The following is a 15,108-nucleotide window of genomic DNA, read 5'->3' as shown; positions in this document are numbered from 1 at the left end:
CACAAAATTGTTGCCGTCGAGGCGGATTCGGATTTAGCTCTGCGCCAAGCAGCCTTGCGAGTTCCCATTGCTGGGTTGGATGGAGGATTGATATGGACAAGACAATCAAGAGCGCGACTGATGCCATTTCCGGTATCGGCGACGGCGCGACGGTGATGATCGGCGGTTTTGGCGGCTCCGGCGCGCCCATCGAGCTGATCCACGCCCTGATCGACAAGGGACCGAAAAACCTGACGGTCATCAACAACAACGCCGGCAATGGCCGTATCGGCATTGCCGCAATGATCGATGCGGGCATGGTCAAGAAGATGATCTGCTCGTTTCCGCGCTCTTCCGATCCGCGCGCTTTCACCGACAGATATCTGGCCGGCGAAATCGAGCTGGAACTTGTGCCGCAGGGCACGCTTGCCGAGCGCATCCGTGCCGGTGGCGCCGGCATTCCGGCATTCTACACCCCGACTGCCTTCGGCACGGAGCTTGCCAATGGCAAGCCGATCGCCGAATTCGACGGCCGGTCGTATGTTCAGGAACGCTGGCTGAAGGCGGATTTCGCCATCGTCAAGGCTGAGCTTGGCGATACCTACGGCAATCTCACCTACAACAAGGCGGGGCGCAATTTTAACCCGCTGATGTGCATGGCGGCAGCCACCACCATTGCCCAGGTCTCCAAGATCGTCGCTGCCGGCGAGATCGACCCCGAGCATGTCGTCACGCCAGGCATTTTCGTCAACGGCGTCGTGGAGATCGCCGATCCGCAACAGGAAGAAATTCTCATTCGCGCGGGAGTAGCCTACGCATGACCCAGCCAATCAACACTCGCGACGATATCAAGCTTTCCAACGCCCAGATCGCCTGGCGCGCGGCGCAGGACATCGAGGATGGCGCTTACGTCAATCTCGGTATCGGTTTTCCCGAAATGGTCGCCCGTTACCAGCCGCCCGGCCGTCAGGCTATCTTCCACACCGAAAACGGCATCCTGAATTTCGGCGAAGCGCCGCCGGAAGGTGAAGAGGACTGGAACCTCATCAATGCCGGCAAGAAGGCCGTGACGCTGAAGCCGGGTGCCTCCTTCTTCCACCATGCCGACAGCTTCGCCATGGTGCGCGGCGGGCATCTGGATGTGGCGATCCTCGGCGCCTATCAGGTGGCGCAGAATGGTGATCTCGCCAATTGGCGCGTTGGCTCCAAGGGAGTGCCCGCCGTTGGCGGCGCCATGGATCTGGTGCATGGCGCCAAGCAGGTTTTCGTCATCACCGAACATGTGACGAAGAACGGCGAGCCGAAGCTTGTCGAAAAATGCGCCTTTCCGCTGACCGGCGTCGGCTGCATCACCCGCATCTACACCAGCCATGCGGTGATTGACGTCGTGGATGGCCGTTTCGTTTTGCGCGAAAAACTGGCTGACATGAGCTTCGATGAATTGCAGGCCATGACCGGCGCGCCTCTCCATGTCGATGGCGAAGTCGCCGATCTTGTCGCCCCGGAACTTTGAGGAACAACCGATGACCGATGCATTCATCTGCGACTATATCCGCACACCGATCGGCCGTTTCGGCGGTGCATTGTCTTCAGTGCGGGCTGACGATCTCGGTGCTGTGCCCTTGCGGGCGCTTGTCGAGCGTAACCCGTCCGTGGATTGGGAAGCCGTCGAGGACGTGATCTTCGGCTGCGCCAACCAGGCGGGCGAAGATAACCGCAATGTTGCCCGCATGTCGCTGCTGCTGGCCGGCCTGCCAGTTTCGGTGACCGGAACCACCATCAACCGGTTGTGCGGTTCGGGCATGGACGCTGTCATCGCCGCTGCCCGTGCCGTCAAATCCGGCGAGGCGGAATTGATGATCGCAGGCGGCGTGGAAAGCATGAGCCGCGCGCCCTTCGTGCTGGCCAAGGCCGAAAGCGCCTTTTCACGCAACGCCGAAATCTACGACACGACCATCGGCTGGCGTTTCGTCAACCCGCTGATGAAGGCGCAATATGGCGTCGATTCCATGCCGGAGACCGGTGATAACGTCGCCGTCGATTATCAGGTCTCCCGCGAAGATCAGGACGCCTTTGCCGTTCGCAGCCAGCAAAAGGCAGCCGACGCGCAGGCCAATGGCCGCCTCGATAAGGAAATCGTCTCGGTCACGATCCCGCAGCGCAAGGGCGATCCGCTGGTGGTGTCTAAAGACGAACATCCGCGCGCGACGAGCCTTGAGGCCCTTGCAAAGCTGAAGCCTGTCAACAAGCGCGACGGTGCGACAGTGACGGCGGGCAATGCATCCGGCGTCAATGACGGTGCGGCGGCTCTCATCATCGCTTCGGCTGAAGCCGCAAAGAAATACGGCCTGACGCCGATTGCCCGCATTCTCGGCGGAGCAACTGCCGGTGTTCCGCCGCGCGTCATGGGCATCGGCCCCGCGCCTGCCTCAGCCAAGCTTCTGGCGCGTCTAGGCCTGAAACAGGAAGAGCTTGACGTGATCGAGCTGAACGAAGCCTTCGCCAGCCAGGGTCTCGCAACGCTTCGCCAGCTCGGTATTGCCGATGACGATGCGCGGGTGAATGCAAATGGCGGCGCGATTGCGCTTGGGCATCCGCTTGGGATGTCCGGTGCGCGCATTGCCGGCACCGCAGCACTCGAGCTTTCTCTGACCGGCAAGCGTTATGCGCTTTCGACCATGTGCATCGGCGTCGGGCAGGGCATTGCCGTGGCGCTCGAGCGGGTCTGACGGGACCGCGGCATTCGGTTCTGTTGAACGGTCCGGATGCCGCTGCCGCCGTGTCTTCACCTATGTCGGCAGGTGCTCAGGAACTCCACGCATGATTTTCTCGCGTTGGTGCATTCCAACTCCCCTCATTCCTGTGCTTGTCACAGGAATCCAGCCGACGCGGGTCTGCGCGGCGGAGGGAGTCTTTTCAGCCCAAGGACTTGGGCTGGCTGAATCTCTGTGACAAGCACAGAGATGGGGGAAGTGGAAAAGCAGGCCTCGCACCGGACACCCCAGCCATCAATATTTATACCGCGCGTTATGGCACCCCTCGCCGAAATGTCGGTATGCGTTGGATTCTATCATGATCCGTGACATGTTTTGCGGGGTATGACAGGATTCTTTCCGTGTAAGGGGTGTCTTCATGAAGCGTCCGACAATCACAGATGTTGCAAACGCCGCCGGCGTCAGCGTTGCGACTGTCGACAGGGTATTGAATGGTCGCCTGCCGGTGCGGGAGGAAACCTCGCGGCGGGTGTTCGAGGCGGCGGAAAAGATCGGCTTTCATGCCACCAACATCATCCGCCAGCGCATGTTGGCCGATCTGCCGTCCTATAATCTCGGCATCATTCTGCGGAAAGAACGGCACTCCTTTTACCAGACATTTGCCGATGAGCTGGAGCTTGCGGCGCGCAACGTGAGGGATCGCCATCTGAACCTGCGCATCGAATTTGCGCAGTCGGGAGAGCCGAGCGAGCTTGCGGGCCTTCTGACGGCCATGAAAGGTCGGGTGCAGGCCGTGGCGGCCACCGGGCCTGACCATCATGACGTTACGGCGGCCGTTGAGGCGCTGAAGGCGAAGGGTATTCCCACCTTTTCGCTGCTTTCCGATTTCGCGCAGGGTGTGCGGGAGGCCTATCTTGGCGCGAATAACATGAAGGTTGGGCGCACGGCGGCGTGGATGATCTCGCGGCTGGCGCGCAGCAAGGGCAAGGTGCTGCTATTGCTCGGTGGCCACCGTTTTCACGGCCATTCACTGCGGGAAACCGGTTTTCGCAGCTATATCAGGGAATATGCGCCGGAATTCGAGGTGATGGATGCGCTGATCACGTTGGAAACGCGGCGGCTGACCTACGAGCTTGTCATGGACACCATCGCCAAACACCAAGATCTCGTCGGCATCTATTGCATCGGCGGCGGCATGGAAGGTGTGATCGAGGCCTTGCAGCAGGAGAACCGCCAGGAAACCATCGTCTGCCTCGTCAACGAGTTGACGCCGGAATCCCGTCAGGCGCTGCTTGAGCGGCGTATTACCGGCGTGTTCCAGACGCCTCTTCGCGAACTGTGCACGGACCTTGTTGCCACGATGGTTCACACCATCGAACACGGCATGGCGGAAACGCCGGGACAGAGATTTGTGCCCGCTCATCTATGGGTTCCTGAGAGCCTTTGATCGTTTGATAGATTCTATCATAAATGCCGCGTCTATTTCTATCAGGCATGATGGTTTTGCCCGCCGAAGACGCGTTGACGCCGGCCCCGGACTAGGATCATGTTGCCGGCATGTGGAGCGGGCAGGAGGCTGATCCACGACAATAACGATGTTTCAAGGTTGCCAAACGCCGCAGATTTCCATCTTCGGCGACGGGTATCCTTTTGCCGGCGATCGGCTGTGGCGCGATGCACTTGCGGCTGTGCGACCGGTTTCTTTTCAAGAGTTTCGGAGGAGGATGACATGAAAAGACATTTTGCGATTGCGGCTCTGGCCACCATGCTGGCGACCACGGCTTCGGCTCAGACCATCGGCGTTTCGATGGCCCTGTTCGACGACAATTTCCTGACCGTGCTGCGTAACGGCATGATCGACTATTCGAAGGGCATGAACGGTGTCTCGCTGCAGATCGAGGACGCCCAGAACGATGTCGGCAAACAATTGAGCCAGGTGCAGAACTTTGTCGCGGCTGGCGTCGACGCCATCATCGTCAATCCCGTCGATACGGATGCGACGGTTGCGCTTTCGCAGGCGGCTGCCGCAGCCGGCATTCCGCTTGTCTACGTCAACCGCCAGCCGGTCAATCTCGACAACCTGCCGGACAAACAGGCCTTCGTCGCTTCCGATGAAAAACAGTCGGGAACGTTGCAGACGCAGGAAGTCTGCCGGCTTCTGAAAGCTGCCGGCAAGACGGAAGCCAAGGCCGTGGTGATGATGGGCGAGCTCTCCAACCAGGCGGCGCGCATGCGGACTGAGGACATCAAGGAGGTCGTCGCCACTCCGGATTGCAGCTTCATCAAGCTCGTTGAGGAGCAATCCGCCAACTGGTCGCGCACGCAGGGGTCGGACCTGATGACCAACTGGCTCTCGGCTGGCGTTGAGTTCGATGCGGTGATTTCCAACAATGACGAGATGGCGATCGGCGCGATCCAGTCGCTGAAGGCGACCGGCCGGCCGATGGATGGCGTCATCATCGCGGGCATCGACGCGACCCAGGATGCACTTGCCGCGATGGCGGCGGGCGAACTGGATGTCAGTGTTTTTCAGAATGCCGCCGGCCAGGGCAAGGGCGCGGTGGATGCCGCGCTGAAACTCGCCAAGGGCGAGACGATCGACAAGAAGGTCTTCGTGCCCTTCGAACTCGTCACGCCCGCCAACCTCAAGGATTATCAGGCGAAGAACTGAGGCCAGCATTCACTGGGAATGCCGGCAATAAACCAAGGGGCCGCTCATGGACAAGCAGGCCCAAGGCCGCGGTCTCTTCTCCCGGACCGCGGCCTAACCTGTCCGCAACGACCTCAACAGATACCGACGACAAGGAAGCGTAAATGCGCATCGCCATCGACCCGTTCATGCACCGCCATCTCAGCCTCGAAGCCCTTCCCGCCAAAGTTAGGGAGCTCGGCTACGACTGGATCGAGCTCAGCCCGCGCGCCGATTTCCTCGAATGGTTCAAGGCGCCACGCGTGTTTCCCGAAAGGATCCGCTCGTTCAAGAAGGCGCTGGCGGCCGAAAACGTCAAGATTGCCTCGCTGCTGCCGATGTATCGCTGGGCCTCCAATGACGAGACCGAGCGGCAGGCAGCAGTAAAACACTGGAAACGCGCCATCGAGATCGCCGTCGAACTGGAGGTCGATACGATGAACTCCGAATTTGGCCGTGGACCGCATCCCGACAAGGGTTCCTGCTATTGCTGCCATACCGGCTCTATGATCGAGGCCTGCGAGGACGCCTGGTGGCGTTCAATGGAAGAGTTGGTGCCGATCTTCGAGCGCGAAGGCATCAATCTGCATGTTGAGCCGCATCCGGAAGACTGGTGCGAGACGCTTCAGCCGGCGCTCGACATCATCCGCACCGTCAATTCGAAGAATGTGAAGTTTCTCTATTGCGCGCCGCACACCTTCTATTTCGGCGACGACACCAAGGCGATGCTGCGCGAAGCGAAGGATGTGCTCGCCCACGTACATGTCGGTGATACCTTCAATCACAAGGCCAGTTCAGGGCTGCGCTACATTCTCAACCCGCCCGGCACGCAGGCGCGCGTGCACCAGCACTTGAACATCGGCCAGGGTGAGGTGCCGTGGGACGACTTCTTCGGCACGCTTTCCGAAATCGGCTTCGACGGCATCATGACCTCCTGTGTTTTTGCCTGGGAGGACAGGGCCGATGAATCGGGCAGGTTCATGTGCGCCGAGATCAACAACTATATCGAAAAATACCGCAAGTGAGGTTTTTCCCATGACTGTGAGAATTGGTGTCATCGGCACCGGCGCGATTGGCCGTGACCATGCCCGCCGCATCAACAAGGTCCTCGGAGGCGCAAAGGTCGTGGCGCTGAGTGACGTCAACCCTGCATCCGCCGAGGCGGTGAAGAACGACATTGCTCCGGACGCCGTCATTTTCGCCACCGGCGAGGAACTGATTGCATCGCCGGATGTGGACGCCGTTCTGGTGACATCCTGGGGTGCAACGCATGAGCAATATGTGCTGGCCGCCATTGCCGCCGGCAAGCCCTGCTTTTGCGAAAAGCCGCTGTCGACAACGGCGGAAGGGGCAAAACGCATCGTTGACGCCGAGGTGGCGCAGGGCAAGCGGCTGGTTCAGGTGGGCTTCATGCGCCGTTATGACGCCGGTTATGTGGCGTTGAAACAGGCCGTCGACACCAAGATCGGCGCGCCGATCATGGTGCACGCCGCCCACCGCAATCCGGCGGTTCCGGAGCAATATGTGACTGCTATGGCCATCCACGACACGATGATCCACGAGATCGACGTGCTGCGCTGGCTGCTCGACGATGACTATGTTTCGGCGCGGGTTCTCTTTCCCCGCTCGGCGGCCAGAAGCCATGCACAGCTGAAGGATCCGCAGATCGTCATTCTGGAGACCACCAGGGGCACGCTCATCGACGTCGAAATTTTCGTCAATTGCCATTATGGCTATGATATTCAGTGCCAGGTGGTGGGAGAGGATGGCATCGCCAGCCTGCCGGAGCCGATGTCCGTCCAGACCCGCCTTGGCGCCAAGCAGCAGAACGATATCCTGACAGACTGGAAGGATCGCTTTATCGCGAGCTATGATGTCGAGCTGCAGGATTTCATCCATGCGGCGGCGAAGGGGACTGCGGCCGGACCAAATTCCTGGGACGGTTACGTGGCCGCCATCACATCCGATGCCTGCGTCACCGCGCAGGAAACCGGTGGCGCTGCGGTCGCCATCGACCTTCCCGCGCGTCCTGCCCTTTATAAGTGAGGATATGTCATGCGTTTTGCCATCAACCACATCACCGCACCAAAACTCTCCCTCGAGGATTTCTTCGCGACAGCGCACAATCTTGGCCTTAGCGAAGTCGAAATCCGCAACGACCTGCCTGACATCGTCGGCACGGTGGACCCGGCTGCCGTGAAGGCTGCGGCCGAAAAGGCCGGCGTGACCATCATCTCCATCAACGCGCTATACCCATTCAACGTCTGGTCGGGCGATCTGCCAAAAAGGGCAGTCGTGATGGCTGATTACGCCGCCGCAAGTGGCGCGAAGGCGCTTGTCATGTGCCCGCTCAACGAGGGCCGACAGGTACCCTTCGACGATCTCGTGGCCGCGCTGAAGGCCATGAAGCCCATCCTTGAGGAACGTGGGCTGACCGGCCTTGTCGAACCACTCGGTTTCCCCGTCTCGTCGCTGCGCACCAAGGCTGAGGCCGTCAAGGCCATCGACGCGGCAGATGGAGGCGATGTCTACAGGCTGGTGCACGACACTTTCCATCACCATCTGGCAGGAGAGACGGTGTTTTTCCCCGAACGCACCGGCCTCGTCCACATATCAGGCGTGACAGACCCCGCTGTCTCCGTCGCCGACATGCTGGACGCCCACCGCGTTTTGGTGGATAGCGACGACCGGCTGGAGAATTTTGCCCAGATCAGGACGCTGGAGGCCGCTGGCTACAAGGGGCCTTACAGCTTCGAGCCTTTCGCGGCTGAGGTGCATGAGTTGAAAGACCCGGCTGCTGCCGTCAGAGACAGTATCGACCATATCTCCCAGGCGCTATGACCGCCTCACCGCCTGCGGTTTGCTGCAGGCGGTGCTTGCGTTCGAATACAGGCTGATTGGTAGAAAACACAGAGAAATCAATTCCGCTTTTACGGATGATGCTGTAATCTTTGCGTGACAAAACAGAGCAGCAATCGGGCTCGGGTATTCTTGAAATCAACTGCTTTGTGCCGGTTTCTTGCCCGCCCCATCCTTAAAAGAGTGGGTGAATTTCCCTTTTATGAAAATAGACAGGAAAACGACGCTTAAGGATGTGGCGCAGCAGGCAAATGTTTCGCTTAGCACCGCTTCGCACGCCCTTAACGGCACGGCCCCCTTGACGACGCTGGTGCGCGAGCGGGTGCTGGAAGCGGCCCGTTCGCTCGGTTATCTCGAAAACCGCCGGCAGAAGGCGACGATTGCGACCCTGCGCGTGGTGTTGCTGGCAATGACCAACGATGCGGCTCCGCAAAGTGATCTCAACATGGTCAGCTGGACGATGCTGAACGGCTTCCGGCGCGAATGCGAACGGCGCGGCATTCGCATCGTGCCCTTCGTCAGCGCCACAAGCCGGCTTGACCCTGTCGCGGTGGCGCAGGCGGCGGATGCCGACAATGTGGATGGCATCGTGGTGTTGAACGATGACCGGTCGCAACTGGTTCAGGCGCTTTCGGCGCTCGGCAAACCGGTGGTGCTGATCAATGGCGAGGACCCGGCCATGATCGTCGATACGGTGACGGCCGAGAACCGTTTCGGCGCCCGCCTTGGCATCGAGCACCTGCTTTCCCTTGGGCATCGCAATATTCTGCACATTACCTGGAAGGGGCGCACGACGATCCGCCGCCGTTACGACGGCTATAGCGACGCATTTCTTGCGGCGGGGTTTCCGGTGCCTGCGGATATGGTCATTGAGGTGGAGAGTTATGAACCCCAATGGGGCGAAACCGCCATTCGTCGCCTGCTGGCCGAGGAGCGCCCGCTCAGAAATGCAACGGCGATTTTCTGCGCTGCCGACAATCTGGCCCTCGGTTGTCTGAAAGCACTGACGGAAGCCGGTGTCCGGGTTCCCGATGACGTTTCGGTATTGGGTTTTGACGACATCATGCCGGCGGCCTTCAGTGCGCCGCCGCTCAGCACCATTCAATTGCCCGCCGACAGGCTGGGTGGTGCGGCACTTTCCCTGCTGGAGCAGCGGCTTGTCGCCGCCGACCCGACCCGGCCTGCGCACCGGCTGGAACTTGGCTGTCGACTTGTGCTGAGGGGCAGCATCGCACCGCCCCCCAAGTGATACCGAGCTTTTACTTCATGCCCGTCCCAGCAATGCCTGTCGTGATATAGCGTTGCAGGAACAGGAACACGACGGTAACCGGCGCCAGGCTGAGGAAGGTCATGGCGAGAATATAGTGCCATTGCACCGAGAACTCGCCCTGGAAGGCGTTCAGACCCACCTGCAGTGTGAAGTTCTCGCGGCTGCTGAGGACGATCAACGGCCAGAGGAAGTCGTTCCAGCGCCACAGCACCGAGAAGATTGCGAGAACCGCTAGTGCAGGTGCCGTCAGCGGCAGAATGATGCGCCAGAAGATGCGGAATTCGCTGGCCGCATCGACGCGTGCGGCTTCGATCAGTTCGTCCGGGATCGTCAGCATATATTGCCGGAGCAGGAACACGCCGGTTGGCGTCGCGACGGTGGGAATGATGACACCCCAGAGATTGTCGACGAGGCCGACACCGACGATAACAAGATAGGCTGGCACCATGACGACGGTAAGTGGGATCATCAGCGTGGAGATGATCAGCACGAAAATCGCCTTCTCGCCGCGGAAGCGGTATTTCGAGAGAGCAAACGCCGCCATGGCGTTGACGATCAAGGTTAAAACGGTCGCGACAACGGTGACGAAGACCGAGTTTTTCAGGAAAGTCAGGAAGTTGAACTGGGTCAAGGGATCGGTGAAATTCTGCGTCGCGATCGTCAGTTTCTGGACGGGCGACATTTCGCGCGTGTCGACGCTGACCGGCGGGCCGGGATTGGCCGGATCCACCATCTGCGCCTTGATGCCAACGCGCCGGACCATGGCCATCTCCCGCTCCATGCCGTCGATGGTGACGGTCCAGAGGCTGAGCGGCCTGTCATAACCTGGAACTTCCACCTGCACGGCGGCGCGCGGCAGAAGGCTCGGCGGAAACCGTGTGATCTCGGCTTCCGGCTTCAGCGAAGACATGGCGGCCCAGACGACGGGTATCAACACCGCGAGCGTGCCGCCGATGAGCCACACCCAGGAGAGAATATCGGTGAGACCGATCCTGCCGGGGCGGCGGGTTCGCGTCAGGAAAGTGACTGCGTTTATATTGCCGGACATGATCAGGACTCCATCTTTTTGCCGAGGCGCAGTTGCACGAGCGTCAGCGCGAGAAGAACAAGGCCCATCAGAACCGATGCGGCGGATGCGAGGCCGAAGAGCCTGAGATCGCTGCCGAAGGCCATCTGGTAGATGTATTGCACCACGAACGTGTTGGCCGTGCCCGGCCCGCCGCCATTGGTCAAAACCCAGGCTTCATCAAATATTTGCACTGAGCGGATCATCAAAAGGATCAGTACGACGAGAAGGTTGGGAGCCAGCAGCGGCAGGGTGATGCGCAGCAATGTGCGCCGGGGCGAAGCGGCGTCGATTGCGGCTGCTTCATAAAGGTCTTTGGGAATGGCCTGCAGCCCGGCCAGCAGGATGAGCGTGTAAAAGCCCATGTGGAACCAGACGGATACGACCACGACGAAGAAGCGCGACCAGCCGACATCCAGCAGGAAGATTTCCGGCGGCACGCCGAGCATCTGGAAGAAGGCGTTCAGCAGTCCGTTGCGGTCAAGAAACCATTTCCAGATGAGGCCGATGACGACAGGTGACAGCAGCACGGGATAAAAGAACATGGCGCGGAAGAAGCCGCGCGCGGCAATCGCCCTGTTAAGAATAAGGGCCGTGACCAGCGCGACGAACAGCGTGGCGACAACGTTGAAGCCGACAAACCAGAGCGTGTTCCAGATCGCTGTCCAGAACAGCGATTCCCGGCAGCTTCCGGGGTCCATATAGCTCTGGCAATCGAGTAGCTTGCCGAAATTCTCCAGACCGACAAAGGGACGGTCGGTGATCAGCAGCTCGGTGCCGCCGGTAAAGGCGTAACCGACGGCAATGGCAATCGGCAGGAAGGTGAAGATGCCGAAGAGAACGAGGTTCGGCATCAGGAAAATATAGGGCATGCGTCTTTTGCCGATCAGCCGCTCTATGAGGTTGAGCGGCACTTCGGCGATTGCCATCACGGCGTCGAGCACGCGGTCGGACAGTCTCGCAAGCGTCGGATTGGCCATGCTAATCTCTCCCGTGGCTGTCAAGGCGCGGCAGCGCCAGTTCGGTTTCGGGGTCGAAGACATGCACCCTTTCGCGCGCCGGCATGATGTTCAGAACTGAGCCTGAAGCGGGTGCGAAGTGGCCAGCCTGGTGCACGATGATCTGCTCTTTCTGGCCCTGAAGATTGCCGTAGAGATAGGTCTCGGTGCCGAGGCTCTCGTGATACTGCACTTCGAAGGGCAGGCCCATTTCCTGCGTGATGACAAAATGCGAGGGGCGGATGCCCGCCAGAACTGCCTTTCCGGGGGTAGCCACGGCGGGATCGACGAGGCAGGGCAGGGACACGCCGTATCCGGTGTCGATTGCGAAACCGCCGTCGCTGCCGGCGACGAATGTGCCCTTTAGTATGTTCATGCGCGGTGAACCGAGGAAGCCGGCGACGAAGAGGTTGCGCGGATTGTCGAAAAGCTCGAGCGGGCTGCCCACCTGTTCGATGCGGCCTGCACGCAGCACCACGATCTTGTCGGCCATGGTCATGGCTTCCACCTGATCGTGGGTCACATAGATCATCGTCGTCTTGATATCGCGATGCAGCCTTGTGATTTCGGCGCGGGTCTGCACGCGCAGCGCCGCATCGAGGTTCGACAGCGGCTCGTCAAACAGGAAAATGTCAGGCTCGCGCACGATGGCGCGGCCGATGGCGACGCGCTGGCGCTGGCCGCCGGAAAGCTGTTTCGGCTTGCGGTCGAGATAGGGTTCGATAGCCAGCATGCGCGCCGCCTCGTTGATGCGGCTTTCGATTTCCGCCCGCTTGAAACGCAGGTTTTCAAGGCCGAAGGCGAGGTTCTTGCGCACACTCATATGCGGATAGAGCGCATAGGACTGGAAGACCATGGCGATCTTGCGCTCGGCCGGCGAGAGCGCGCTGACATCGCGTCCGCCAATGCCGATGGTGCCTGACGTCACATCCTCAAGGCCGGCGATGATGCGCAGCAGCGTGGATTTTCCGCAGCCGGAAGGACCGACGAAAACGACGAATTCCCCGTTCTCGATCTGAAGATCGATATCATGCAGGACATGAACGGCACCGAATGCCTTGTTGAGGTTTTCCAGCTTTAGACTTCCCATTACCTGCTCCCTTCGGGCAAGGTCGTCTCTGCGACGATCTCTTTTGCATTCCAGCCCTCGGGTAAGGGCATCGTTCTTCCAATGGCAACGTCGCGCGCAGAAAATCCGTGAACGCCGGACAGATAGACCGCAGGCATGCCGCCGGGGTAATCTTCAAGTCCGACGATCCTGCCGTCGGCGCTGCGTGTCCAGGCATTGGCGCGGCCGGCAGCCTCCGGACTTGGCGCAATATCCGCATTGGTCGGGCGAAGATCATATTGCAGGCCGGTGCCGAGTTTGCCGGGCTGCTGTGACAGCGAAATGCGCGCGAGCGTGACATTGTGGATGCCGGCGCTCGAGGTGGCGACGAGGTTTATCGCCCCTTCCATCGAGCCGTTCAGGTCTTCCACCACAAGGTTTTCAACCTTACCGGCCTGACGTTCCGGCCGGCGGTCTACCACGGTGACAGTCACGGCTTCGCCCGATCCCCAGAACCCGCCCGGCGTTTCGTGGCACTCCGCCTCGATCCGCGAAAAGCGGATATTGCGCATGGCGCCGCCATCGCGGGAGAAAAGGCCGATGCCGCGATTGGATGCGATGACTTTGCAGTCCTCGAACGCCACATCGGTGAAATCGCCGAAGGATTCCGTGCCGAGCTTCAAGGCGCAGCTCATGCTTGAGACAGTGCAGCGGCGAACCGTGATATCGGCGCAGGCGCCAACAGCCTTGCCATCCGGTCCGGCGCTGGTCTTCAGGCAGATACCGTCATCGGCGGTGGAGATGGAGCAATCCTCGATCAGTGCGCGCCGGCAGGCATCCAGCACGATGCCGTCGGTGTTGGGCAGGCGGCGATCGTTTTCGACACGGATGTTGCGGAAACTCAGATCTTCGCAATCGACCATGTGCAGGGTCCACATTGGCGAACCGCTGACGACGAGGTTTTCAAGGCGAACGTCGCGGCAGGATTCCAGAACCATGACACGCGGCCTCTTTTTCGCGGGCACATAGGTTCCCATGGCTTCGTCGTCACCGATGATGAAGTTCTCACCGCCAGCCTCGATACGGCCGGGGCCGGTGACGGCGATGTTGCTCGCGCCCTTTGCGACGATCATGCCGCGATCGGAATCCTCGGCGATGACAGAAACGGACGTATGGGCATAGGCGTCGTAGTCGGAAATCGGCGCGAGCACAGCGTCTTGTGCAAGGTGAAGTTCCACGTCGCTTCTAAGATGGAGGCCGCCGCTGACATGCCGTCCGGCCAAGAGCGACACGACGCCGCCGCCTGCAGCCGATGCTGTATCTATTGCCTGCTGGATATCGGCAGTGGCGTCACGGCCCTCGGCGGCTATGGTGATATTGGTGTGAGCACTCATGATGCCTGCGGCCTCTTCAGAAAGACGTCGATCAGCAGCAGCATCGTCAGCGCCTGCCCATAGGGTGTCGGCAAATTGGGAATGCGGCGGTAGAAATCGAGGTCGTGGCCCATGGGCGTCCCGTCCGACACACCGTGCACGACGCCTTCGTCATCGATATTGCCCAGCACTGCCTTCAGCGCCCGCTCGGCATGGGCGCGGTTTTCTTCGCCGAGAATACCTGCCTCGATGCCGCGCAGAATGCCATAGGCGATGCCAGCGGTTGCCGACGTCTCGACCGGCGAAGTCGGATCGTCGAGGAGCGTGTGGAACATGCCATCCTCGCGCTGATACTGGCGCAGCGAACGCACCTGGCTTGCAAGCACATTGGCGAGGAAACGTTTGTCCTTTTCGGCAAGCGTCGGCACCAGTTCGAAGAGTTCGGGGATTGCAACGGTGATCCACGAATTGCCGCGTGCCCAGAAGGCATGCGCAAAATTGTGGCGTCCGATGAAGGTCCAGCCGTGATACCACAGCCCGGTCACGGGGTCTGACAGGTAACGCGCATGGATCATGAACTGGTAGACTGCCTCATCGATCCAGTCCTGGCGTTTGCAGACCACACCGGCGCGGGCAAGGAACAGACAAGCCATGAACAGCGTGTCGTCCCAGAGTTCACCCTCGTTAAGCCGTTCCTTGACCACGTGCTGGAAGCCGCCATCTTCGGTTTTCGGCAATTTGTGCACAAGCCAGTCGGCCCAGTCTTCAACCAGCGCCCGGAAATCCGGCCGGTCGACATGTTCGGTGAGGATGACGAGCGGCAGCATTGGCGCGGAACTGTTGATCTGGCGTGGCGGCAGGCCGCGATCGATCTGCCAGCCGTACCAGGTCACGAGATCGTCCAGAGCTTTCTGGTCGTTTGCGGCAAGCGCCCGGCGCAGGAAGCCGTAAAGGCCAACGCCCACTTCCCAATCCCATTCATCGAACTGGATCTTGCCGTCGGAACTGCCGCTTGCCAGGCCTTCCTGTATGCCCTTGAGGCGGCTGAAGGCGGCGGCGACGCTGTCGATCGTCGTTCTGAGAGTGTCTTTCTCGATGCTTTGCTGGTTCAT

At 60.2% G+C, this 15,108-nt stretch carries 14 protein-coding genes; 9 read left to right on the top strand and 5 right to left on the bottom strand.

Annotation, left to right across the window (positions count from 1 at the left end; translation table 11 throughout):
- Positions 1 to 92: 92 nt before the first annotated feature.
- The 9 genes from ASD46_RS21340 (at position 93) to ASD46_RS21300 (ending at position 9,490) form a co-directional block, all read left to right on the top strand.
- Positions 93 to 800 (top strand): 3-oxoacid CoA-transferase subunit A, encoded by a 708-nt coding sequence (locus ASD46_RS21340; RefSeq protein ID WP_060642652.1) that lies wholly within the window; start codon positions 93 to 95, stop codon positions 798 to 800.
- Positions 797 to 1,492, top strand: a complete 696-nt coding sequence (locus tag ASD46_RS21335) for a CoA transferase subunit B (RefSeq protein ID WP_025595010.1) — start codon at positions 797 to 799, stop codon at positions 1,490 to 1,492. Before ASD46_RS21340 ends, ASD46_RS21335 begins: the two co-directional genes overlap by 4 nt.
- A 10-nt stretch (positions 1,493 to 1,502) precedes the next feature.
- Entirely contained in the window at positions 1,503 to 2,708 is a 1,206-nt protein-coding gene (gene pcaF, locus ASD46_RS21330; RefSeq protein ID WP_060642651.1) for a 3-oxoadipyl-CoA thiolase, read from the top strand.
- A gap of 403 nt (positions 2,709 to 3,111) precedes the next feature.
- Positions 3,112 to 4,140 carry a LacI family DNA-binding transcriptional regulator gene (locus ASD46_RS21325; protein ID WP_060642650.1) on the top strand — a complete coding sequence of 343 codons (1,029 nt, stop codon included), beginning with the start codon at positions 3,112 to 3,114 and terminating at the stop codon, positions 4,138 to 4,140.
- A 282-nt stretch (positions 4,141 to 4,422) separates the two neighbouring features.
- Positions 4,423 to 5,364 carry a sugar ABC transporter substrate-binding protein gene (locus tag ASD46_RS21320; protein ID WP_013762379.1) on the top strand — a complete coding sequence of 314 codons (942 nt, stop codon included), beginning with the start codon at positions 4,423 to 4,425 and terminating at the stop codon, positions 5,362 to 5,364.
- A 143-nt stretch (positions 5,365 to 5,507) separates the two neighbouring features.
- Positions 5,508 to 6,407 carry a sugar phosphate isomerase/epimerase family protein gene (locus tag ASD46_RS21315; protein ID WP_004431052.1) on the top strand — a complete coding sequence of 300 codons (900 nt, stop codon included), beginning with the start codon at positions 5,508 to 5,510 and terminating at the stop codon, positions 6,405 to 6,407.
- A 10-nt stretch (positions 6,408 to 6,417) separates the two neighbouring features.
- On the top strand, positions 6,418 to 7,428 hold the full coding sequence (locus tag ASD46_RS21310) for a Gfo/Idh/MocA family protein (RefSeq protein WP_035200233.1): 1,011 nt from the start codon (positions 6,418 to 6,420) through the stop codon (positions 7,426 to 7,428).
- Positions 7,429 to 7,437: 9 nt separating this feature from the next.
- On the top strand, positions 7,438 to 8,223 hold the full coding sequence (locus ASD46_RS21305; RefSeq protein ID WP_035200234.1) for a TIM barrel protein: 786 nt from the start codon (positions 7,438 to 7,440) through the stop codon (positions 8,221 to 8,223).
- 220 nt (positions 8,224 to 8,443) lie between these two features.
- Positions 8,444 to 9,490, top strand: coding sequence for a LacI family DNA-binding transcriptional regulator (locus ASD46_RS21300; protein ID WP_013762382.1), 1,047 nt, complete (start codon positions 8,444 to 8,446; stop codon positions 9,488 to 9,490).
- 10 nt (positions 9,491 to 9,500) lie between these two features.
- Here the strand turns inward: ASD46_RS21300 and ASD46_RS21295 are convergent, their stop codons facing one another.
- From ASD46_RS21295 to ASD46_RS21275, 5 genes are read right to left on the bottom strand one after another with little or no spacing between them, the layout of a single operon-like run.
- On the bottom strand, positions 9,501 to 10,559 hold the full coding sequence (locus ASD46_RS21295) for a carbohydrate ABC transporter permease (protein ID WP_013762383.1): 1,059 nt from the start codon (positions 10,557 to 10,559) through the stop codon (positions 9,501 to 9,503).
- Between the two features lie 2 nt (positions 10,560 to 10,561).
- Entirely contained in the window at positions 10,562 to 11,557 is a 996-nt protein-coding gene (locus tag ASD46_RS21290) for a carbohydrate ABC transporter permease (protein ID WP_004431062.1), read from the bottom strand.
- Between the two features lies 1 nt (position 11,558).
- Positions 11,559 to 12,665 (bottom strand): ABC transporter ATP-binding protein, encoded by a 1,107-nt coding sequence (locus ASD46_RS21285; RefSeq protein ID WP_060642649.1) that lies wholly within the window; start codon positions 12,663 to 12,665, stop codon positions 11,559 to 11,561.
- Entirely contained in the window at positions 12,665 to 14,017 is a 1,353-nt protein-coding gene (locus ASD46_RS21280) for a glycoside hydrolase family 28 protein (RefSeq protein ID WP_025595002.1), read from the bottom strand. The genes ASD46_RS21285 and ASD46_RS21280 overlap by 1 nt, the downstream gene beginning before the upstream one ends.
- Positions 14,014 to 15,108: a glycoside hydrolase family 88 protein gene (locus tag ASD46_RS21275; protein WP_013762386.1), complete on the bottom strand. Its 1,095-nt coding sequence runs from the start codon at positions 15,106 to 15,108 to the stop codon at positions 14,014 to 14,016. Before ASD46_RS21275 ends, ASD46_RS21280 begins: the two co-directional genes overlap by 4 nt.

It is taken from the genome of Rhizobium sp. Root491 (assembly GCF_001427205.1).
In the GTDB taxonomy this organism is placed as follows: domain Bacteria; phylum Pseudomonadota; class Alphaproteobacteria; order Rhizobiales; family Rhizobiaceae; genus Agrobacterium; species Agrobacterium tumefaciens.
This window is presented reverse-complemented; position numbering and strand designations above follow the sequence as displayed.